The sequence below is a fragment of the Mycolicibacterium llatzerense genome, from assembly GCF_025331195.1.
Lineage (GTDB): Bacteria > Actinomycetota > Actinomycetes > Mycobacteriales > Mycobacteriaceae > Mycobacterium > Mycobacterium llatzerense.
The window spans coordinates 434545-455575 of sequence record NZ_LXOV01000012.1 but is presented as its reverse complement, the minus strand read 5'-3'; the positions used below and the strand labels follow the sequence as shown (position 1 = coordinate 455575).

Here is a 21031-nt window from a genome sequence, read left to right as displayed (position 1 = left end):
TGTAAATGCCGACCGTCGCCGAGATCGTCGCCCTGCCGGTCATCCAGCAGGGCGAACCCGAGATTCTCTGTGCGCACGGGTTCGACCGCCCGATTCGCTGGGTCCACGTCAGTGACGTCCCGGACCTGTCGGACGTTCTGCAGGGTGGCGAACTGGTGCTGACGACCGGCGCCGCGCTGCGGGCGGCGCCGCTGGACTATCTGCGGTCGGTCGCGGCGGCACACGCCGTCGGCGTCGTCGTCGAACTGGGTGCCGGCGCCGTGCCGCTGCCGGTCAATGTCGGGGCGATCGCCGAGGAACTGGGGCTGGCGCTGGTGGCGGTGCGCCGGGTGATCAAGTTCGTCGAGGTGACCGAACAGGTGCACCGGGTGATCGTCGCCGATCAGTACCAGGAGGTCGATTTCGCGCGGCAGACGCACGAGGTGTTCACCGATCTGAGCATGCGCCGGGCCACGCCGGCCGGGATCGCCGAGGCGGCGGCGAATCTGCTCGGTGCGCCCGTCGTGCTCGAGGACCTCACCCACCAGGCGATGGCGGTGGCGACTGCGGGACATCCGACCTCGGATGTGTTGCGGGACTGGCAACGTCGATCCCGCCAGCACGAGACCGGGGCCGAGCGGACCGACGACTGGGTGATCAGCGAGGTGGGTCGCGGCGACGACGCGTGGGGCCGCCTGATCGCGCTCAGTCCTTCCGACGAGGTGGCGGCCAGGTTCACCATGGTGCTGGAGCGGGCCTCTCAGGCGCTGGTGCTGCACCGCATGGCCGAACGCGGTCGCACGGACATCGAACATCAGGCGCAGGCCGGGTTGCTGGAAGACGTTGCACGCGAACGCATCCGGTTCGAGGACGAAGCGACCGCACGCGCGTTCGCGCTGGGTCTGCGTCCGGCGGCGCAATACCTGCCCGCGACCCTGCGGATCTCGGGATGGGCTCCGAAGGATGGTTCAGACGCCGATCCCGTTTCAGAGCAGCGGCGCAGTGCCCGCCTGCTCGACGTCGTGACCCGGTCGGTGAAAGCGTTGGGGCACACCGGACTGTTCTCGTTGCGCGGGCCCGGCGAGATCGCCATGGTGTTGTCGCTGAACATGCGCCCGGGTAGCGCGCTGGAACCGCTGGGGCGAGCGTTGCGCCGGGATGCCGAACGTGCCGTCGACGCCCAAGGCCTGGTGCTCGGCGTCGGCACGCCGGCGCCGGGGCTGATCGACGCCATTCACCGCATCACCGACGCCGCCCATGTCGCCGAGGCGGCGCTGTCTTTGCCCGCCTCGCAGCGGGTCTGCTTCCGGGTCGCGGACATCAGGCTGCGCGGCTTGCTGTCGATGCTGCGGGCGGACCCGCGGGTGCAGCGATTCGCCGAAGGGGAGTTGCGCGCGCTGATCCTGCACGACATCGAGTCCGGTGCCGGTCTGCTGGACGTGCTGCGCGGATACCTGGAACTCGGCGGCAACAAGTCGGCGCTGGCGTCGCGCCTGCATCTGAGTCGGCCGTCGCTCTATGCGAAGTTGAACCGGATCGAGCAGATTCTGGGCGTGGACCTCGCAGACGGTGAGTCGGCGACCTCACTGCATGTGGCGCTGCTCATCCTCGAGACACGAAACGCGTTCAGTGGCGGCGGCGCAACGCTGTGACATGCTTTTCGACGTGTCGGGCACATCGCAGAACCGCCAGGGCAATGCCACCCGCGCCAAGTTGGTGAAGACGGCCGAGAAGCTGTTCGCCGAGCTGGGCGTGGATGCCGTCTCGGTGCGTTCGGTCAACGCCGCGGCTGGCCTCGGCGCCGCGTCGGTGCACTACCACTTCGGTTCCAAGGACGAACTGCTGCGCGCGGTGGTGCTGGACCTCGGCGCCGCGGTGGGCTCGGCCATCCAGGCGAATGTCGATGTGCTGGCAGCGGATTCGGCCGCGCCGTCGCCCGACGCGTTGGTCCGCGCCGTCACCGCGCCCTATCTCGATCTGTTGCGTCGCCAACGCAGCCGCGGGATGCGGTGGATCAAGATCATGGCGCAGATCACCCAGGCCGGTCCGGCCGACGAAACCATCGAGCCCAAGCTGCGCGTCGCCCTGCTGGCGCAGGTCCGGCGGAGCTTCCCGAACGCGGCCGAGGACCGGCTCGAGGCGCGCTGGGCGGTGTCGATCATGGGCTTCGTACAGGGCCTGAGCCGGGCCGACGAATGGGACCGGGCCAAGCTCTCCGCCCCGGCTTTGGAAGCGTTCTACGAAGACCTCGTGACGTTTGTCGTCGGCGGCACCGAGCGCCTGCTCAACTCCTGACGCCGAACGTGAAGTAGCTACCGAAAATTCGCGGATAGCTCGCAACCTCCTGCCCGCCCCGCATGCCTCTACCTGTGCAAAGTCGTACCCGGCGCGGCCGATATTTATGGATCACTTGATCCAATCGAGTGATCGGATTACAGTCGGCCGAGAAAGCCGAGACATCCCTCACCGAGAACCAGGAGACCACCGTGAGCAGCGCTGCCCAGTGGAGCCCGACGTCCATGAAATTCGGGGCGTTCCTCGCCCCGTACCATCCGCTCAATGCCGACCCGGCGCTGCAGTTGCGCCGCGACATCGACCTGATGACCCACCTGGACCACCTCGGTTTCGAAGAGGCGTGGATGGGGGAGCACCACTCGACCGGCGCCGAGATCGTCCCGGCGCCCGATGTGTTCATCGCTGCCGCGGCCGAGCGCACCGAGCGCATCCGCTTCGGCACCGGTGTGATGTCGCTGCCGTACCACCACCCGCTGATCACCGCGGACCGCATCACCCAGCTGGACCTGCAGACCCGCGGCCGGCTGATCGTCGGTACCGGCCCCGGCAAGATCCCGCTCGACGCGCACATGATGGGCATCACGACCACCAACCAGCGCCGCATGCAGGGTGAGGCCCTGGAGGCCGTGCTCGCCTTGCTGCGCGGCGAGGTCGTCAACATGGAGACCGACTGGTTCACCTTGCGCGACGCCCGCGCTCAGCTGCCGACGTACAACCCGGCCGGCATCGAGGTCGCCACCGCTTCGACCATCTCGCCCAACGGTTCGGTGCTGGCCGGCAAGCACGGCCTGTCTCTGCTGTCGCTGGCTGCCAGCTCGCAGGCCGGCTACGAGTCGCTGGACCGCAACTGGGGTGTGTACGAACAGGTTTCGGCCGAAAACGGCTACGTCGCCAACCGCGACACCTGGCGTCTGGTCAACCCGATGTTCATCGCCGAGACCCGGGAAGAAGCCGAGCGTGCCGTCAGCCGCCGCATCCACGCCATCGCCGAGTACGTCAACCGTCAGCAGGGCATCAACCCCGACTGGGCGCAGACGCCGGCCGGCATCATCGACTACTGGCGCAATGAGTCGCTCGGTGAGTTCGGCCAGGCGATCATCGGCACGCCGGAGGACGCCATCGCCCAGATCGATCGCCTGATCGAGAAGACCGGCGGCTTCGGCACCCTGCTGATCATGCACGTGGACCTGGCCGACTGGGAGAACACCAAGCGCAGCTACGAGCTGTTCGCGTCCGAGGTCATCCCGCACTTCCGCCGTCGCAACGTCGCCCGTCAGGCCAGTCTGCAGTTCGCACAAGACAACTCAGAGGTGCTCATCGGCAACCTGGTCGGCGCGATCACCAAGGCCTACACCGATTACTACGGGCAGCCGACCGACCTGCCCGCCACTCCGGCGCCCGCCACCGAACTGACCACCACAGGAGTACAGGCATGAGGGCAGCACAGTTCATCGATGGCCAGTTCACCGTGACCGAAGTGCCGGAGCCGCCGGCCACCGGTGCGGGCCAGCTGCGGATCAAGGTGGCGGTCTGCGGCATCTGTGGCAGTGACCTGAGCATGTCCAAGGACCCCTGCCGGTTCGTGGCCGTCGCCGCCGGTGCGGGCTTCCCGTTCGCCGTCTTCGACGCCACCCGTCCGGTCGTGCTCGGCCACGAGTGGGCCGGCACCGTCATCGAAACCGGGCCGGGTGTCGAGGATTTCGCTGAGGGCGACCGGGTCACGGGGCTGGGTATCACCACCGAACAGAACGGGATGCCGACGATCATCGGCTACTCGAACGACTACCACGGCGCCTTCGGTGAGTACATCGTCGTCGACGCCTTCTGGGTCCGGCACGTGCCCGACGGCTTGTCGCTCGAACACGCCGCCCTGGCCGAGCCGCTGCACGTCGGGGAGATGCACATGCAGCAGTCGGGCCTCACGCCCGCGGACACCGCGCTCGTGATCGGCTGCGGCTCGATCGGTTTGGGCACGATCCTGGCCGCCAAGGCAGCCGGGGCGCACCTCGTCATCGCCTCGGAACCGTCGCCGAAGCGGCGTGAGTTGGCCGCCAAGATGGGCGCCGACATCGTCGTCGACCCGAACGAACAGGACCCGATCGAGGTCTACAACGAATTGCTGGCCGGCGGCAAGACCGGCGGCGGGCTGCTGATCGCCTACGAATGCAGCGGGCGTGTCGGCACGCTGAACACGCTGACCCACACGCTGCCGTGGGGTTCACGGATTCAGGTGGTGGCCTCGCCGTTCGCCGAGGAGACCATCATCCCGGTGGTGGCCCAGATGCGGCAGATCGCGATCAACTTCGGGCACGGCCCGTACGAGCAGGCCTACGAGAAGGTGCTGGCCCGGCTGGCCGCCGGCGAGATCGACGCCGAGGCGCTGATCACCGGACGTACCGGGCTCGACGGCGTCGCAGATGCGTTCACAGCACTGCGAAATCCCGACGAGCACGTCAAGATCCTGGTACTGCCGCCAGAGATCGTGAGCAGCGTTACCGACGTGTAGCCGTGTCGATCACGGGACAGGCGGGCCCGGGTGCGGCACAGTTAACTGTATGGCCGGTCAAATGATTCCGAAGCCCAGCGACCTGAAGGCCGCAGCCCAGTCCGCGGTTGATGCCGCCCAGTCCGCCGTCGAGATGACGCAGGCGGTGGCCAGCGGTGCTTTGCGCATCCCGCCGGCCTCCGTCCAACTCGCCGCCCAGGTGCCCGATCTCATTGAGAACCTGGCGGTGGCCACCGAGCGGCTCAACACCACGATCGACCGCACCGAGCGGTTCATGGCCATGGCCGATCCCATGTTCCGCACGCTCGACGCCCTGCTGCCGCAACTCGAGGCGCTGGTGAATACCGGCAATGAGGTGTTCCGGCTGCTGTCGAACATCCCGGGGGTGTCGAGGCTGAACCCCTTCAGCGGCGGCGCCAAGCCGCAAGACAAGTGATTTCGGCGTGATTTGTAGCGTTCGCCGCTATAAATCACGCCGAAGTCGCAGGGCGCAGCAGATTTCCGCGAGGACTCTGTCGGGATACTCGGTCAGGTCGAGCCAGGTGAACCGCAGCACCTGATAGCCGGCCAGCGCGATCTTGTTCTGCCGTTCACGATCGTTCTGAAAATCGGCCGCACTGCTGTGAAATGCGAAGCCATCGGTCTCGATGGCGATTCGTTCGCGGCGGAATAGGGCATCGACCTTGTATCCGGCGACCGGATGGTTGGCCTGCCAGCCGGTGATCTTGTTGTCGCGCAACAGCTGGACCAACAATCGTTCGGCCTCGGATCGCGCTCCGTCGGCAGCGGCCACAAGGAGTCGCCGCGATGCCGGCGAACCATGGCGACCTTTGTTGCGTAAATGTGCGTCCCACAACGGCTGCAATGCGACGTGTCGCTGCAGAGCAGTGTCCATCAGCCGCACGCCACCGCCGCGCCGCACTGCAGCCTCGACCACTGTCAGTGGCAACGCGGTGACTCGCATGCCATTGCGGTCAACAATGTCGGCCGGATGTAGGTCTCGACGCCGTACCCGGGTACCCGTGCGTCCTCGGCCGTTGCTGTTGCGTGGCACCGTGACTTCGACGATGTCTGGTGAGTACTTGCAGAGCTCGTGCCACCAGGCGGCTGCCAGGCCGCTCGCGGTCGCTTGTGGTCCGTAACCCCATACGGCAACACGGATCCGGGCCGCATCGGTGAGCGGCCGGTCGTCGACGAAGAAGACACCGGGCGAACACCGCAGCCAGCGGCCGGTCTTCACCCTCCGCTCGACCGCGTGGCGGTCGAGCCCTGCCGTGGACGCTTGAGCCAGCGTGATGACGCCGTCGTGGGCTCGCAAATAGCCGTCGAGAACGTCGTGATCCACATGTTTATGGACGCGCCGGGCCGCCGGCTGGTTCCGCCCAAGATCCGCGAGCGATTTCGGCGTGATTTGTAGCGATGAACGCTACAAATCACGCCGAAATCACTGGAGGGCTGCGAAGCGGATCGCCAAACCGTCGATGAACGACGTCAGGGCCAGTTCGAAACCCGCTGCGTCGATCTGGTCGGCCTTGCCGCGCAGCAGGTGTGCCTGGCCCATGTGCGGGTAGCGGTCGCGGTAGACCTGCACGTCGTCGGTGAAACCGCGGGAGAACGAGCCGACGGTCGAGCCGAGGACCAGTGAGCGGGTCGCGGCGCCGATGAGCGTGGCTTCGCGGGGCGGCCAGCCGGCCCCGACCAGGCCGCCGTGCACGGCATCGGCGATCCGCAGACTCACGTCGCGACGGCCCGGCCCGGTCGCCAGATAGGGCACGAGATTCGGGTGGGCGGCCAGGGCCGCGCGGTGGGAGCGGGCCCACGCCGCCAGCGCGTCCTGCCAGTCGTCGCCGCGGTCGAACCCCGACGTGTCGATTTCTCTCGCCACCTGGCTCGCGACGGCGTCGAGCACGTCGTCTTTGGTGGGGTAGTGCTTATACAGCGACGACGCCTGGACGCCCAGTTCGGCAGCCAGCTTGCGCATCGACATCTCGGCGAGGCCGTCGCGATCGATCAGTTCCAGCGCGGTGTCACGGATGAGTTCGCGGTTGAGCAGTGGTACGCGGGGCCTGCCCATCTGCATCTCCCTTGAATTAGCGAACGTTGTTAGCTTATTGTGACAGCAACAAGCTAACACTGTTCACCACTTTTGAGGAGATGTCTGTGAAACGCGAGGTCTACAGCGAAGAGCACGAGGATTACCGGTCGATGATCCGGTCCTTCGTTGAGTCCGAGGTGAGCCCGGTCTACGACGAGTGGTTCGAGAAGGGCCTGGTGCCGCGCGACTTCTACTACAAGCTCGGCGAGCTCGGCATCTTCGGCGCGGAAATCCCGACCGAATACGGCGGCGAGGGCCTCAGTTCGTACAAGTTCCAGGCGATCCTCACCGAGGAACTGTCGCGCGCCGCGGTGTCGTTCGGTGGCTCCAGCGTGCACGTCGGCCTGTGTCTGCCCTACATCCGCGACATCGGTAACGAAGAGCAGAAGAAGCGCTGGTTCCCCGGCATGCTCAGCGGCGAGATCATGTTCGCGATCGCGATGACCGAACCGGGCACCGGCTCCGACCTGGCCGGAATGCGCACCACCGCAAAGCTTTCCGGGGACGGCACCCACTACGTCCTCAACGGCTCGAAGACCTTCATCACCGGTGGCGTGCACGCCGACCGCGTGATCGTCTGCGCCCGTACCTCCGCTCCCAAGGAAGACGACCGTCGCTTCGGCATCTCGCTGCTGGTGGTCGACACCAAGCTGGAGGGCTACTCGGTCGGCCGCAAGCTCGACAAGCTGGGCCTGCGCTGCTCGGACACCGCCGAGTTGAACTTCACCGACGTCAAGGTCCCGGTCGAGGACATCCTCGGCGAGGCCAACCAGGGCTTCAACTACCTCGGTCAGAACCTGCCCCGTGAGCGGCTCGGCATCGCCGTCAGCGCCTACGCGCAGGCCAAGGCCGCCGTCCGGTTCGCCGTGCAGTACACCAAGGACCGCACCGTTTTCGGTAAGCCGGTCTCCTCGTTCCAGAACACCAAGTTCGAGCTCGCCGCCTGCCAGGCCGACGTCGACGCGATGGAAGCCGTCGTCGACCGCGCCATGGAGGCCCACGACCTCGACGAGCTGTCCGCCGCCGACGCCGCCAAGGCCAAGCTGTTCTGCACCGACGCGGCGGCCCGCGTGATCGACCGCTGCCTGCAGCTGCACGGCGGCTACGGCTACATCAACGAGTACCCGATCGCCCGGCTGTACGCCGACAACCGTGTCGGCCGCATCTACGGCGGCACCAGTGAGGTCATGAAGATGATCATCGCCAAGGACATGGGTCTGTAAATTCCTGCTGTCGCAGTGTGCGAAGGCGCCCGTCGGAGTAACTTCACTCTTGGGCGCCTTCGGCATTCGGGCGGGTGCCCGGATCGAGGGAACGACGTAAGTGGCAGCCCCGCGACACCACGTGCACGTGTGCGACCACCCGCTCACGCGGGCGCAGGCGCGCCGGCTGAGTCGGCGATTCGCCGTCGCCGGAGTGCAGATCGAGCCCGGACGCCTGCAGGAGATCGCGGCGGGCGCGGCCACCGTCGGGGACGAACACATCGACGTCGCCTTCGCGATGGTTGCCGTCGGTTATGTCGAGGAATGCCACAACGCAAAATTGACGCGCATTCGCCGGCGAATGGGCCGCTGGCTGCTGGTTGGTGCGATGATCGTGTTGAGTCTGTGTCTGCTCATCAGTTTGGCGATGGCCATGCTGACGCTGATGCAGCCCACGTTCACCGGGGTATGAGTCACCACATCACGCGGTAGGTCCGGAGGAGTTTGAGCATCGAGAACGTATTGACGCGCGGGGCGATGGGGGTCATCGCCTTCGTGATGATCGTGGTCGCGGCTGTGCTGCCGTGGTACACCGCGCACAACGACCATGGCCGCGGCGCCATGAGCGGCTGGGGGATCTGGGACATCACCGGGCACCTCGGCGCCGAGTTGCGGCCGCTGCCCTTCGCGGTGCTGATCCTGCTCGCGGCCGGCACGATGATCGTTGCCGCCGTGCGCGCCATGTTCGGCACCGCGTTGGCCGCAGCCATCGGCTGCTTCGTCGTCAGCCTGCTGCCGTTGATGACGGGCGGCGCGGTCGACCGGCGCTTGGCCGGAAGTGATTCTGTCGCAGTGGTTCTCGGTCAGGCGGTCTACCCGATGATCGCCATCGCCTTTGTGGCCTGTGTGGTGAGCTGGATCGGCTATGCCCGATGCGTGCTGCGCGCGGCGCCGAAGGCCGAAGTCGAGGTGCAGCCGGTCTGACCGGCATTCCACTGATCGGACTTTCTGCCTACCCGAGCCGTCGCCCTGCGATTTACTTCGGCCATGGGTGCACAGGAACTGTTCGGTGGTGGAGTTGCGGTCATCACGGGGGCCGGCTCGGGGATCGGGGCCGGCTTGGCCAGGTACGCGGCCCAACTGAGTATGACGACGGTGCTGGCCGACGTGAATGCCGATGCGGTCGCCGCCCTGCGTGACGAGCTGACCGCGGCCGGTGCGACCGCCGTGGACGCGGTGTGTGACGTCCGGGACGCCGAGGCCGTGCAGGCCCTGGCCGACCGGGTCAACAGTGAAATCGGCCCGGTGCGCCTGCTGGTGAACAACGCCGGTATCGAACAGTTCGGCTACCTGTGGGATACCCCGGTCGCCAACTGGGAGCGCGTCATGGACATCAACGTCAGCGGCGTCTTCCATGGCGTGCGGGCCTTCCTGCCCGCCATGTTGGCGTCGGACGAACCGGCGTGGGTGTGGAACATGTCGTCCGTCGGCGGCGTGTCGACGGTGCAGCTGCAGGCGCCGTACATCGTCAGCAAGCACGCCGTGCTGGCGCTGACCGAATGCCTGCGCGTCGAGGTCGAACTGGCCGGCCACGACAACCACGTGTGTGTACAGGCGGTCTTGCCGGGCCCGGTGCAGTCGAACATCTTCACTGCCGCCGGTGGGGTCGAGAGTCGCGGTGACGCGGCCGAAGCGTCAGAGTCCGAGCGCACCGCCATGCACCAGCTCTCAGCCATGGATCCGCTCACCGCCGCCGAGGCCATCTTCGAGCAGTCGGCGGCGGGTGGTTTCTACCTGACCACGCACCCCGAGGCCATCGCCGGCGCCATGACCGAACGCGCCCGGGTGCTCAGCGAGCAGGCGGTGCCGAAACTGCGCAACCGCCGGTTCGCCGCCAACTGAGGGCTCACACCAGGGACGCCAGGAGCGCGGCCAGACCGTACTCGAACACCGCGTCGTAGTCGGTGGGCGAGCGCAAGGCCTCGACCAGTTTCTGGTCGGGCCAGTCGTCGCCCCACAGCGACGCGTCTTCCTCGTCGTGCTCACCACTGCGAATGGCCGAAAACTGCATGAGCGCAGACGAAATGACGTGCACCTCGATAGAGCGCAAGGCCAGAGCCGCCTGATTTCCGGTGATCCCCAGCGCGGCCAGTTCGGCGGCGAGGGTCTGTTGCACTGATTGGAACAGCGACGGCGTCCGGTCGCGTTCGTGCGCGATGGCCATCAGGTGCTGACGCTCGATGAGCGCAGTGCGCTGCGCGCGGGCCAGCGAGACGATGCGGTCTTTCGGGTTGTCGCCGACGGCGGGCAGGCTGGCCATCACGTCGATCAGCCGGTCGATCAGGTGGTCGAACAGCTTGTCGCGTCCGCCCACGTGCCAATAGATGGACGTGACGGCGACACCGAGATGCTCGGACAGGCTGCGCATGGAGAATCCGGAGACGCCATCGCGTTCCAGCAGCGCCGCGGCGGTGTCGAGGATCAGTTGAGCATCAACAGTTTTCGACGTGCCGTCGGACCCACGCTGGGATGCCTGCGCCATGACCACCTGCTTCCGGTATGCCGAACACCTAATCACACCCAATCGCGACCAGTCGCTAGATCTACGTCTCATCACGGTGTAACACTGTTACAGTACTGCCGCTGACTGATGGTCGCGGGTCGCAACGAGGGAGCAGATGTGTTCGATCTGAAGATCACCGGTGGCACTGTTGTCGACGGCACCGGCGCCGACCGGTTCACGGCCGATGTCGCGATCAAGGACGGCAAGATCGTCGAGATTCATCGGCGCGGCCCGAATGACGCTGTGCTGTCCGGTGATTCGGCCGAGACCATCGACGCCGGCGGCAAGATCGTCGCTCCGGGGTTCGTGGACATCCACACCCACTACGACGGCCAGGTCAGCTGGGACAGCCTGCTGGAACCGTCGAGCAACCACGGGGTGACGACCGTGGTCGCGGGCAACTGTGGCGTCGGCTTCGCACCGGTGCGCCCCGGCCAGGAGGAATGGCTGATCCGGCTGATGGAAGGCGTCGAGGACATTCCCGGCACCGCCCTCACCGAGGGCATCACCTGGGGCTGGGAGACTTTCGGGGAGTACCTCGATGTCGTCGGCCGGCGTGAACTCTCGGTGGACATGGGTACCCAGATCGCCCATGGTGCGGTCCGGGCATACGCCATGGGCGAGCGCGGCGCCCGCAACGAGCCCGCCAACGCCGACGACATCAAGGCCATGGCGAAGCTGGTCCAGGAGGCGATCGAGGCTGGGGCACTGGGCTTTTCGTCGTCGCGCACGCTGGCGCACCGCGCCATGGACGGCGAACCGGTGCCGGGTACCTTCGCCGCCGAGGACGAACTATTCGCCCTGGGCCGGGCCACCGCGGCCGGCGGGGCAGCGGTCTTCGAGCTGGCTCCGCAGGGCGCTGCCGGCGAGGACATCATCGCCCCGCGTAAGGAACTCGATTGGATGCGCCGCCTCGGCGAGGAGATCGACTGCGCGTTGAGCTTCGCGCTCATCCAGGTCGACGCCGATCCGAATCTGTGGCGCGAGCAGCTCGACCTGTCCGCCGCGGCGCACCAAGCCGGTAGCCGGTTGTTCCCCCAGGTGGCGGCGCGGCCGTTCGGCATGCTGCTGGGTTTCCCCGGCCATCACGCATTCACGCACCGCCCCACCTACCGCCGGCTGGCCGCAGAATGCACGCGCGAAGAGCTCGCCGAGAAGCTGGCAGAGCCCGCGGTGCGGGCCGCGATCCTGACGGAGGACGACCTGCCGATCGACCCCACCAAGCTGTTCGACGGCATGTTCATGCTGGCGCAGAATGCGGCAAATCGCTTGTACCACATCGGTGAACCGCCGGACTACGAGCCGACCGTCGAGCGCACCGTCGCGGCGATCGCACAGCGGCGCGGCATGGATCCACTCGCCGCGATGTACGACCTGATGCTCGAGGCCAACGCCGGGGCCATGCTCATGTACCCGATGTTCAACTACTCGGACGGCAACCATGACGCGATCCGCGAGATGCTCACGCACCCGGCCGGGGTGCTGGGGCTCTCGGACGGCGGCGCGCACTGCAGCATGATCTGTGACGCCTCGTACCCGACGTTCCTGCTCACGCACTGGGCCCGGGACCGTCACCGCGGCGAGAAGCTGCCGTTGGAGTACGTCATCCGGAAGCAATCCCACGACACCGCCCAGCTCTACGGCATGTCCGACCGCGGTGTGATCAGCGTGGGCAAGAAGGCCGACATCAACGTCATCGACCTCGACGCGCTGACGCTGCACGCACCCAAGATGGTGCATGACCTGCCGGCCGGTGGAAAACGCTTGGTGCAGGGCGCAAGTGGCTACGACGCGACGATCGTCAGCGGCACCGTCACCCGCCGTCACGGCATCGATACCGGCGCACGTCCGGGCCGGTTGGTCCGCGGCATCCGCTAGGTCGATGCGACGGCCCGGCGGCGGTTTGCAATCGCGATGATTTCAGGGGGCTCCGGTGTCTCCATTCGGCGATGGCGTCGGACGGCGAGTGCTGAAAGCTGGGGCGCAGATTCTCTGGTCGACTCCGCGATGTGGGCTCCCGAATTCTGCTTACGCACGCAACGGGCGCACGCCAGTGCTGGGGCGATGGCGTCAAAGTTGCTGACCTGCAGCTGTTTTGACGGTACAGCGCGTCTGTCCCGCGGCGTCGGGGGTGTCGTCGGCGACCCGGCCCGCGCGACTCTGGGTGTGGTGGTGCGATCGGTCGATGCGCGTCGGACCGAACCTGCCCGCCGATAACGCGATTATTCCCTTTCCCTGGCGCTGACGATGTCGCAGCCGCCGCGATCTGCACGCGGCTCGGCAGAGTGGTCGTATCCCGTCAGGAAAGCAGGTCGCGTGATGCCCCATTCGTCGAACCGATTCCATCTGGCAGTGGCTTTGGACGGCGCCGGATGGCACCCGGCCGCGTGGCGGGAAACCGACGCGCGACCCGCAGACCTGTTCGGTGCCGGGTACTGGACCGACCTGGCCGTCGAGGCCGAACGCGGCTCAGTGGATCTGGTGACCATCGAAGACTCGCTGGCGGTGCAGTCCGACGATCCATTCGAGCCCGACGATCGCACCGATCGGGTCCGCGGCCGGTTGGACGCCGTGCTCATCGCCGCCCGCGTCGCACCTCGTACTCAGCGGATCGGGCTGGTGCCGACGACGGTGATCACCCATACCGAGCCGTTCCATGTGTCGAAGTCCATCGCCACCCTTGACTACGTGAGCGCCGGGCGGGCGGGCGTTCGTGTGCAGATCGCGGGCCGCCGAGACGTGGCCGCCCATTTCGGGCGGCGTGAACCGGCAGTCGAACGACAAATCCGTGAATACTTCACCGAGACAGCCGATTACGTCGAAGTGTTGCGTCGCCTCTGGGACAGCTGGGAGGACGACGCGGAGATCCGCGACGCCGCCACGGGACGATTCATCGACCGGGACAAGCTGCACTACATCGACTTCGAAGGCCGCTGGTTTTCGGTCAAGGGCCCGTCGATCACGCCGCGCCCGCCGCAGGGCCAGCCGATCGTCGCGGCCCTGGGCCACGGCGGCGCCTCCTACGAGTTGATCGCCGGCAGCGCAGACATCGGGTTCGTGACCCCGCGTGACGCCGAGGATGCGGCAGACATCGTCGGTGAGATCCGTGCCCTCCAACAGGCTGTGGGCCGGGGTGCCGAGAAGCTGCACATCTTCGGCGACCTGGTGGTCTTTCTCGACGACAGCGAGTTGGCGGCCCAGGCCCGTCGGCGGCGGCTCGATGACCTCGCCGGATCCGAATATCGAAGTGACGCGCGAATTTTCGTCGGTACCGCAGCTCACTTGGCCGACCTGCTGCAGGAGTGGCACGCCGCTGGGTTGACGGGCTTCCGGCTGCGGCCGGCGACGCTGCCCCACGACCTGCGCCAGATCACCGAGCAGCTCGTGCCCGAACTGCGCCGACGGGCGCTGTTCCGCGGCGAGTACGAAGCGAACACGCTCCGCGGGTTGCTCGGCCTGCCGCGTCCCGCCAACCGCTATGCGCTCGCCTGAACCACCGACACCCGCAGAATCCGAGGATCAGCCAATGAGCAAGCCAGTCAAGCAAATTCACCTGGCCGCGCACTTCCCCGGGGTGAACAACACCACCGTGTGGAGCGACCCGGCCGCCGGCAGCCACATCGAGTTCAGCTCGTTCGTACATTTCGCCCAGACCGCTGAGCGCGGGAAATTCGATTTCCTGTTTCTGGCCGAAGGACTGCGGCTGCGGGAACAGAACGGACTCATCTACGACCTCGACGTGGTGGGCCGTCCGGATACCTTCACCGTGCTGGCGGCGCTGGCCGCGGTGACGGAGCGAATCGGGTTGACCGGCACCATCAATTCGACATTCAACGAGCCCTACGAGGTAGCCCGCCAATTCGCCTCGCTGGACCACCTGTCCGCAGGCCGTGCCGCCTGGAACGTCGTGACATCGTGGGATGCGTTCACGGGGGAGAACTTTCGCCGGGGCGGCTTCCTTGCCGAGGACCAGCGTTACGAGCGCGCCAAGACGTTCCTGGAGACGGCGCTCGAGCTCGTCGACTCGTGGCACGGTGGCGAGATCGTGGCAGACAAGGCTGCTGGCGTGTTCTTGTCCGATCCCGACGCCGGGGCCTTCGATCACACGGACAGCCACTTCGACATCCACGGCCGATTCAACGTGCCACGCAGCCCCCAGGGCCGGCCGGTGATCTTCCAGGCGGGCGATTCAGACGAGGGCCGGGAGTTCGCGGCATCCGCCGCCGATGCGATCTTCTCCAGGCACAGCACGCTGGAGGCCGGCCAGGCGTTCTACACCGATGTCAAAGGCAGGCTGGCCCGGTACGGGCGCCGTCATGACGAGTTACTCATCCTGCCGGCCGCCACCTTTGTGATCGGCGACACGGACCAGGAGGCGGCCGACATCGCGCACGAGGTCCGGCTTGCCCAGGTCTCTCCACAGACCGCGATCAAATTTCTCGAACAGCTCTGGAACCGGGACCTTTCCGACCATGATCCGGACGGCCCGCTGCCCACCGTGGATCCGGTCGTGGGGGAGAACACCATCGCCCGCGGTCGGGCCAGCGTGCGCATGTTCCGCGACCCCCTCGCGACCGCCGCCGAGTGGAGGGCCAAAGCCGAGGCGCAGAACCTCAGCAGCCGTGAGCTGATCATCGAAGTCACCGGCAGGCAGTCGTTCATCGGGTCGGCTCAGACGATCGCGTCGACCATCGACGACTTCGTTCAGGCCGATGCCAGTGACGGATTCATCCTGGTCCCGCACATCACGCCCGGCGGACTCGATGTGTTTGTCGACCAGGTGGTGCCGCTGCTGCAGGAGCGCGGCACGTTCCGCACCGAATACGCGGGCAGCACGTTGCGCGACCACCTGGGGCTGGCGCCGCTGCCGCGGCCGGCGCGCCGCACGAACCCGTCCACCGAGGTGGCGTCGTAGACCATGGCGACTCCACTGACAGTGCTCGATCTGGTGCCCATCTCGTCGGGTTCGTCTGCGCCGCAGGCGTTGCGCAACAGCATCGACCTCGCCAAGCGCGCGGAGGCGCTCGGCTATGCGCGCTACTGGTTCGCCGAACATCACCTCAATCCCGGTATTGCCGGCACGTCGCCGGCGGTGCTGCTCGCGCTGACCGCTGCGGAGACCTCGACCATCCGGCTGGGTTCGGGCGCGGTACAGATGGGGCACCGGACCTCGGTGGCGACGGTGGAGGAGTTCGGCCTGCTCGACGCCCTGCATCCCGGCCGGTTCGACCTCGGCCTGGGGCGCTCCGGCGGCAAGCCGCGGGAAGCCAAGGTGCCCGTGCCCGCCGCGGCAGCCACCCGGGTCAATGGCACTGGCGGAAACGGACTGCTGATCCCCGGGAAGTTCGATCCGTTACCGCTGTTGAAGTCCCCGCGGTTCGCACTCCAGCGGGCGCTGCTCCAGCTGCCGGGCGCGCAATCGCAGGACTACACCGACCAGATCGACGACATTCTTGCGTTGATCGCCGGCGGCTACCGCAACGTGGATGGGTTGACGGCGCGGGTTGTGCCGGGCGAAGGTGCTGACCTCCAGATCTGGATCCTGGGCAGCAGCGGCGGTGAGAGCGCCGACGTTGCCGGCACGCGAGGGCTTCGGTTCGCCGGCAATTATCACGTCGCGCCTGCGTCGGTCCTGGAGGCGACCGACGCCTACCGGGCCGCGTTTCGGCCGTCGGCCGAGCTCGGTGAGCCCTACGTCGCGGTCTCGGCCGACGTCGTCGTCGCCGCAGACGAGGCCACCGCCCGGGAACACGCCGCCGGCTACGGCCTGTGGGTGCGCAGTATCCGGACGGCTGAAGGCGCGATCCCGTTTCCGGCCCCGGCCGAAGCCCGGACACACGCCTGGACCGCCGCTGAACGCGATCTCGTCGCCGACCGAGTGGATACCCAGTTCGTCGGATCGGCCGCCCAGGTCGCCGACCAGCTCGAGCGGTTACGCGACGCCACGGCGGCCGACGAGCTCATCATCACGACAATCACTCACGACCACAACGACCGGGTGCGGTCCTATGAGCTGCTGGCCGAGGAATGGTCCCGCAGGTGACCTGTTTGACCAGAACCCGGACGGCCCAGTCATTTTCGACGGTTTCGGGGTGGTTCGTCCCCTGGGAGTGTCGAGCGCCACTGCCGTTGGGTTGATCTGCCCCCTAATCTGGACACATGACATCGAGCAGCGCCCTGTTCCAGATCGAGGACTGCATCGACGAGGCGGGGCGGGTGACGCTGCCGCCCACCGCGACGCTGATCGCCTTGATCGACGGAAACATCGCACATCTGCCCGACATGGTGGCCTACCGCTACCTGGATTACTCCGGCTCCGACGTGCGGACGACAGAACTGACCTGGTCCGAACTCGGGGTGCGCCTGGCGGCCATCGCGGCCCGGGTACAGGCGGTCGCCGCGCGTGGTGATCGAGTTGCCATCATGGCGCCGCAGGGCCTCGACTACGTCGCCGGGTTCTTTGCGGCGATCAAGGCCGGCGCCATTGCGGTGCCGCTGTTCGCGCCCGAATTACCGGGGCATGCCGAACGTTTGGACACGGCGCTGCACGACGCGCGACCAGCTGCGATCCTGACGACGGCGTCGGCGCGGTCCGCCGTCACCGAATTCCTGTCCGCCCACCCGGATTTGGGCAGTCCGACGGTCGTCGCGGTCGATGAGGTGCCCGACGACGAAGGCGCCGCGTTCGATCCTGTCCACATCGACATCGACGACGTCTCTCACCTGCAGTACACCTCGGGCGCCACCCGACCGCCGGTCGGCGTCGAGATCACGCACAAAGCCGTGGGCACCAATCTGATTCAGATGATCCTGTCCATCGACATGCTGGACCGCAACACCCACGGCGTCAGCTGGCTGCCGCTGTATCACGATATGGGTCTGTCCATGATCGGCTTTCCTACCGTGTACGGCGGACACTCAACGTTGCTGTCTCCCACCGCATTCATCCGTCGGCCGCTGCGGTGGATCCAGGCGTTGTCCGACGGGTCGAAGGTCGGCCGGGTGGTCACCGCCGCACCGAATTTCGCCTACGAGTGGTCGGCGCATCGTGGTGCGCCGGGCCCTGGCGACGACATCGACCTGGCCAACGTGGTGATGATCGTCGGTTCGGAGCCGGTCAGCTTCGACGCCATCAAAACGTTCAACGCGGCGTTCGCACCGTACGGGCTGCCGAAGACGGCGATCAAGCCGTCCTACGGCATCGCCGAGGCAACACTTTTCGTCTCCAACATCGCACCTGACGCGGAAGCGACGGTGCGGTACTTCGACCGCGACCGGCTCGCGGCGGGCTTCGCCGTGGCGGTGTCCGAGGATGCACCGGGTGCGGTCGCGCAGGTCTCCTGTGGGCAGACGGCCAGCAGTCTGTGGACGGTGATGGTGGACCCGGCCACCGGAGCCGAGCAGCCCGACGGGCGAGTCGGCGAGATCTGGTTGCAGGGCAACAATATCGGCCGCGGCTACTGGGGTCTGCCGGACGAGACGCGTGAGGTATTCCAGGCTCGGCTTCGGTGCGTCCTGCCGAAGGACAGTCACGCTGACGGCGCCGATGTCGACGGATGCTGGATGCGCACAGGCGATCTGGGCTTCTACCTCGACGGCGAGTTGTACGTGACGGGGCGGCTGGCCGACATCATCACGATCGACGGGCAAAATCACTATCCGCACGACCTCGAGGCCACCGCTGCTGACGCGTCAGCCCTGGTGCGGCGGGGGTACGTGGCCGCGTTCACCGTGCCGGTCGATGGTGGCGACCAGCTCGTGATCATCGCCGAGCGCGCATCGGGCACGGCACGCAGTGATCCGCAGCCGGCGATCGACGCGATTCGCGCGCTGGTGGCCGAGCGCCACGCAGCGACCGTCGCCGACGTCCGGTTGCTGCCCGCGGGCGGTATCCCGCGCACCACCAGCGGGAAATTGGCCCGCCGCGCCTGCCGCGCCGCGTATCTGGACGGGACGCTCTAGGCCGGTTCTCCCGCGAGCAGACGCAAAACTGTCGTTTCTGGACGTGATTCGACAGTTTTACGTCTGCTCGCGCTTACTGCCATCCGACCCGCTATGAGGGCAATCATAGTCCAGTGGGTAATCGTCCTCTGGGGAGCGGAGATGTGCGGTTTGTTGCGCGACATCGACTCCTGGTTATGATTATGGTCATAATTCGAACCGAATGATCCGCCCGCCAGGAGCTGCCCATGCCGACCGATACCCGTCAGTCGATGGTGCTTGCCGCCGTCGAGCTGTTGCGCGAGCGCGGCGTCGACGGCGTCACGCTCGACGATGTGCTCAGCCGGAGCGGGGCGCCGCGGGGGTCGATCTATCATCATTTTCCGAGCGGGCGTGCCCAGATCATCGAAGAGGCCGCGCAGCTCAGCGGTGATGCGATCTCCCGGCTCATCTCCAATGCCGCGCCCAGCGGACCGGCCGCCGTTGTCGATGCCTTCACTGCCTTCTGGCGAAAACTATTGCGCCAGAGTGATTTCGCCGCCGGATGCCCGGTGGTGTCCATCGCAGTCAGCGCCCCGCCGGACTCGGCACTGGCACAGCACGCCAATCAGATATTCCGCACCTGGCACCAGCTGGTCACCGATTGTCTGATGGCGGATGGCCTCGACACCGCGGTCGCGCGTCGGCTCGCCACCATGTCCCTCGGCGCGATCGAAGGAGCGATCACCATGTGCCGGGCCACATCGAGCCTGCAGCCGCTCGAGGACGTCAACACCGAACTGAAGCTCCTGTTGGCGGCCCGGACACTTTTCGCCGCAGAACCTGGGGCGGAAACCGTGAGGCGCCCAGCCAAACGGACTGCACGGAAGGGAAGTTGAAATCATGGAGTGGACCGGTGCGGTGTATGCCGACGCCCCGACCGTCGAGGTTTCGACGTGGATCGACGCGCCCGTGGGACGGGTGTGGGAGCTGGCTTCCGACATCACGGTGATGCCCGAGTGCAGCCCGGAACTGCAGCGAGTCGAGTGGCTCGACGGCAGCGCCGAACCTCGTGTCGGGGCCCGGTTCGTCGGCTACAACAGCCACCCCGCACTCGGTGAATGGTCGACGGAATCCGAGATTGTCGAGTACGAACCACAACATGTGATGGCTTGGGCCATCGGCGATGCCGAGAACCCGACCGCGACCTGGCGGCTGAGTCTGAGCCCCGAGGGCACCGGAACACGGCTCGCGCAATGGGCTCAGCTGGGTCCCGCGCCGTCGGGCTTGTCGCTGGCGATCGCCCAGATGCCAGACAAGGAGCAGAAGATCGTCTTCAACCGGCTCCGCGAATTCGAGTCCGGTATGCAGTGTGCACTGGAGCACATCAAGCGACGGGCGGAAAGCTGATGCGCGCGGCGACAACCATCGAGGCCGCCAGCCTCGGAACTTGGGACCACCAAAGGATTTTCGTCTCAGAGGCCGAGAAGTTGGGCCTCGACATCTGCTGGGTGGCCGAGGCCTGGGGATCCGACGCGCCGTCCGCGTTGGGTTACTACGCCGCGTGCACCGACCGGATGTTGTTGGGCTCGGGCATCATTCAGCTCGGCACCCGCACCCCGGTGGCCATCGCCCAGGCGGCGGTCACGCTGTCGAACCTGTCGGGCGGACGCTTCCTGCTGGGACTCGGCGCCTCGGGACCGCAAGTGATCGAGGGTCTGCACGGTGTGCCGTTCGCCAAGCCGCTGGGCCGGATGCGGGAAACCATCGACATCATCCGGCAAGCCATCGCGGGCGATCGGATCACGTACACCGGCAAGCAGTTCCAGATCCCGATGCCGGGTGGCGACGTCAAGCCGATGCGGTTGTCGATGCGGGCGGAGCACGAAATACCGCTGTACATAGCCAGTCTCACGCCCGCCATGCTGCGCCTGACCGGCGAGGTCGCCGACGGCTGGCTCGGCACCAGCTTCGTGCCGGAGGGCGCAGACGACGCCTACTTCGCCCATCTCGACGACGGACTCGGTCGCTCTGGCCGGACCCGCGCCGACTTGGACATCTGCCAGGGCGCCGAGGTGTCCTTCGCACGCGACGAAGCGCAGCTGAAAACGATGATCGACGCGCGGAAGTCCGAACTGGCGTTCAGCCTCGGTGGAATGGGTTCGGCCTCAACCAATTTCTACAACCAGGCGTACAGCCGCCAGGGCTGGGCCGACGTCGCCGCGGCAGTTCGGGAACGCTGGCAGGCCGGGGACCGCGACGGTGCGGCGACGCTGATCACCGACGACATGATCCTCGCGACCACCCTGATCGGCACTGCGGACATGGTGCGCGATCGCCTGCGGGTCTGGTGCGACGCGGGCGTCGACACCGTCCGCATCTACCCGGCGGGCGACACCATCGAGGAACGATTCACCACCCTCGGCGCGGCGATCGACCTGGTGCATTCGATCAACTGAAACGGGCAATTG

General features: G+C 66.8%; 20 protein-coding genes. 17 read left to right on the top strand and 3 right to left on the bottom strand.

Features of this window, described 5'->3' with window-relative positions; genetic code table 11:
- Positions 1–5 precede the first annotated feature (5 nt).
- The 5 genes from A7G45_RS17120 (at position 6) to A7G45_RS17100 (ending at position 5216) form a co-directional block, all read left to right on the top strand.
- Positions 6–1631 carry a PucR family transcriptional regulator gene (locus tag A7G45_RS17120; protein WP_260938802.1) on the top strand — a complete coding sequence of 542 codons (1626 nt, stop codon included), beginning with the start codon at positions 6–8 and terminating at the stop codon, positions 1629–1631.
- A 13-nt stretch (positions 1632–1644) separates the two neighbouring features.
- Positions 1645–2274: a TetR/AcrR family transcriptional regulator gene (locus tag A7G45_RS17115; RefSeq protein ID WP_260938800.1), complete on the top strand. Its 630-nt coding sequence runs from the start codon at positions 1645–1647 to the stop codon at positions 2272–2274.
- Positions 2275–2465: 191 nt separating this feature from the next.
- Positions 2466–3710 (top strand): LLM class flavin-dependent oxidoreductase, encoded by a 1245-nt coding sequence (locus A7G45_RS17110; RefSeq protein ID WP_260938796.1) that lies wholly within the window; start codon positions 2466–2468, stop codon positions 3708–3710.
- Positions 3707–4780: an alcohol dehydrogenase catalytic domain-containing protein gene (locus tag A7G45_RS17105; protein ID WP_260938793.1), complete on the top strand. Its 1074-nt coding sequence runs from the start codon at positions 3707–3709 to the stop codon at positions 4778–4780. Before A7G45_RS17110 ends, A7G45_RS17105 begins: the two co-directional genes overlap by 4 nt.
- A 49-nt stretch (positions 4781–4829) precedes the next feature.
- On the top strand, positions 4830–5216 hold the full coding sequence (locus A7G45_RS17100; protein WP_043396291.1) for a hypothetical protein: 387 nt from the start codon (positions 4830–4832) through the stop codon (positions 5214–5216).
- Between the two features lie 27 nt (positions 5217–5243).
- Here A7G45_RS17100 and A7G45_RS17095 read toward each other — a convergent pair whose 3' ends face one another.
- Together A7G45_RS17095 and A7G45_RS17090 are read right to left on the bottom strand one after the other, a co-directional pair.
- Positions 5244–6125, bottom strand: coding sequence for a type IV toxin-antitoxin system AbiEi family antitoxin domain-containing protein (locus A7G45_RS17095; protein ID WP_260938788.1), 882 nt, complete (start codon positions 6123–6125; stop codon positions 5244–5246).
- Positions 6126–6224: 99 nt separating this feature from the next.
- Complete coding sequence (locus A7G45_RS17090; protein ID WP_260938786.1) at positions 6225–6854, bottom strand: TetR/AcrR family transcriptional regulator; 630 nt, start codon at positions 6852–6854, stop codon at positions 6225–6227.
- Positions 6855–6940: 86 nt separating this feature from the next.
- Between A7G45_RS17090 and A7G45_RS17085 the strand changes: the two genes are divergently transcribed.
- The 4 genes from A7G45_RS17085 (at position 6941) to A7G45_RS17070 (ending at position 9979) form a co-directional block, all read left to right on the top strand.
- Complete coding sequence (locus A7G45_RS17085) at positions 6941–8098, top strand: acyl-CoA dehydrogenase family protein (protein WP_260939754.1); 1158 nt, start codon at positions 6941–6943, stop codon at positions 8096–8098.
- 100 nt (positions 8099–8198) lie between these two features.
- Positions 8199–8549 (top strand): hypothetical protein, encoded by a 351-nt coding sequence (locus A7G45_RS17080; RefSeq protein ID WP_260938784.1) that lies wholly within the window; start codon positions 8199–8201, stop codon positions 8547–8549.
- Positions 8550–8581: 32 nt separating this feature from the next.
- Complete coding sequence (locus tag A7G45_RS17075) at positions 8582–9061, top strand: hypothetical protein (RefSeq protein WP_260938783.1); 480 nt, start codon at positions 8582–8584, stop codon at positions 9059–9061.
- 63 nt (positions 9062–9124) lie between these two features.
- The gene (locus A7G45_RS17070; protein WP_260938781.1) at positions 9125–9979 is read left to right on the top strand and encodes an SDR family NAD(P)-dependent oxidoreductase; all 855 of its coding nucleotides are present in this window, start codon (positions 9125–9127) and stop codon (positions 9977–9979) included.
- Between the two features lie 4 nt (positions 9980–9983).
- Here the strand turns inward: A7G45_RS17070 and A7G45_RS17065 are convergent, their stop codons facing one another.
- The gene (locus A7G45_RS17065; protein ID WP_260938779.1) at positions 9984–10619 is read right to left on the bottom strand and encodes a TetR/AcrR family transcriptional regulator; all 636 of its coding nucleotides are present in this window, start codon (positions 10617–10619) and stop codon (positions 9984–9986) included.
- 138 nt (positions 10620–10757) lie between these two features.
- On the opposite strand from A7G45_RS17065, the gene A7G45_RS17060 reads away from it, so the two are divergent.
- The 8 genes from A7G45_RS17060 to A7G45_RS17025 all read left to right on the top strand — a co-directional run bounded on the left by A7G45_RS17060 (position 10758) and on the right by A7G45_RS17025 (position 21019).
- Positions 10758–12518 (top strand): N-acyl-D-amino-acid deacylase family protein, encoded by a 1761-nt coding sequence (locus A7G45_RS17060; RefSeq protein ID WP_260938777.1) that lies wholly within the window; start codon positions 10758–10760, stop codon positions 12516–12518.
- A 441-nt stretch (positions 12519–12959) separates the two neighbouring features.
- Positions 12960–14132 carry an LLM class flavin-dependent oxidoreductase gene (locus tag A7G45_RS17055; RefSeq protein ID WP_260938775.1) on the top strand — a complete coding sequence of 391 codons (1173 nt, stop codon included), beginning with the start codon at positions 12960–12962 and terminating at the stop codon, positions 14130–14132.
- A 34-nt stretch (positions 14133–14166) separates the two neighbouring features.
- On the top strand, positions 14167–15555 hold the full coding sequence (locus tag A7G45_RS17050; RefSeq protein WP_260938771.1) for an NtaA/DmoA family FMN-dependent monooxygenase: 1389 nt from the start codon (positions 14167–14169) through the stop codon (positions 15553–15555).
- A 3-nt stretch (positions 15556–15558) separates the two neighbouring features.
- Positions 15559–16683: an LLM class flavin-dependent oxidoreductase gene (locus A7G45_RS17045; protein WP_260938769.1), complete on the top strand. Its 1125-nt coding sequence runs from the start codon at positions 15559–15561 to the stop codon at positions 16681–16683.
- Positions 16684–16799: 116 nt separating this feature from the next.
- A complete protein-coding gene (locus A7G45_RS17040) occupies positions 16800–18602 on the top strand; it encodes a fatty acyl-AMP ligase (protein ID WP_260938766.1) in 1803 nt (600 codons plus the stop codon).
- Between the two features lie 227 nt (positions 18603–18829).
- On the top strand, positions 18830–19459 hold the full coding sequence (locus A7G45_RS17035) for a TetR/AcrR family transcriptional regulator (RefSeq protein ID WP_260938764.1): 630 nt from the start codon (positions 18830–18832) through the stop codon (positions 19457–19459).
- Between the two features lie 4 nt (positions 19460–19463).
- Entirely contained in the window at positions 19464–19970 is a 507-nt protein-coding gene (locus A7G45_RS17030; protein WP_260938762.1) for an SRPBCC family protein, read from the top strand.
- A complete protein-coding gene (locus A7G45_RS17025) occupies positions 19970–21019 on the top strand; it encodes an LLM class flavin-dependent oxidoreductase (protein ID WP_260938759.1) in 1050 nt (349 codons plus the stop codon). Before A7G45_RS17030 ends, A7G45_RS17025 begins: the two co-directional genes overlap by 1 nt.
- Positions 21020–21031: the final 12 nt, after the last annotated feature.

Coding starts and splice junctions, on each gene's coding strand:
- A7G45_RS17050 (WP_260938771.1), top strand. CDS start 14,167: ATGAGCAAGCCAGTCAAGCAAATTCACCTGGCCGCGCACTTCCCCGGG.
- A7G45_RS17120 (WP_260938802.1), top strand. CDS start 6: ATGCCGACCGTCGCCGAGATCGTCGCCCTGCCGGTCATCCAGCAGGGC.
- A7G45_RS17070 (WP_260938781.1), top strand. CDS start 9,125: ATGGGTGCACAGGAACTGTTCGGTGGTGGAGTTGCGGTCATCACGGGG.
- A7G45_RS17090 (WP_260938786.1), bottom strand. CDS start 6,854: ATGGGCAGGCCCCGCGTACCACTGCTCAACCGCGAACTCATCCGTGAC.
- A7G45_RS17030 (WP_260938762.1), top strand. CDS start 19,464: ATGGAGTGGACCGGTGCGGTGTATGCCGACGCCCCGACCGTCGAGGTT.
- A7G45_RS17105 (WP_260938793.1), top strand. CDS start 3,707: ATGAGGGCAGCACAGTTCATCGATGGCCAGTTCACCGTGACCGAAGTG.
- A7G45_RS17055 (WP_260938775.1), top strand. CDS start 12,960: ATGCCCCATTCGTCGAACCGATTCCATCTGGCAGTGGCTTTGGACGGC.
- A7G45_RS17025 (WP_260938759.1), top strand. CDS start 19,970: ATGCGCGCGGCGACAACCATCGAGGCCGCCAGCCTCGGAACTTGGGAC.
- A7G45_RS17100 (WP_043396291.1), top strand. CDS start 4,830: ATGGCCGGTCAAATGATTCCGAAGCCCAGCGACCTGAAGGCCGCAGCC.
- A7G45_RS17035 (WP_260938764.1), top strand. CDS start 18,830: ATGCCGACCGATACCCGTCAGTCGATGGTGCTTGCCGCCGTCGAGCTG.
- A7G45_RS17065 (WP_260938779.1), bottom strand. CDS start 10,619: ATGGCGCAGGCATCCCAGCGTGGGTCCGACGGCACGTCGAAAACTGTT.
- A7G45_RS17040 (WP_260938766.1), top strand. CDS start 16,800: ATGACATCGAGCAGCGCCCTGTTCCAGATCGAGGACTGCATCGACGAG.
- A7G45_RS17045 (WP_260938769.1), top strand. CDS start 15,559: ATGGCGACTCCACTGACAGTGCTCGATCTGGTGCCCATCTCGTCGGGT.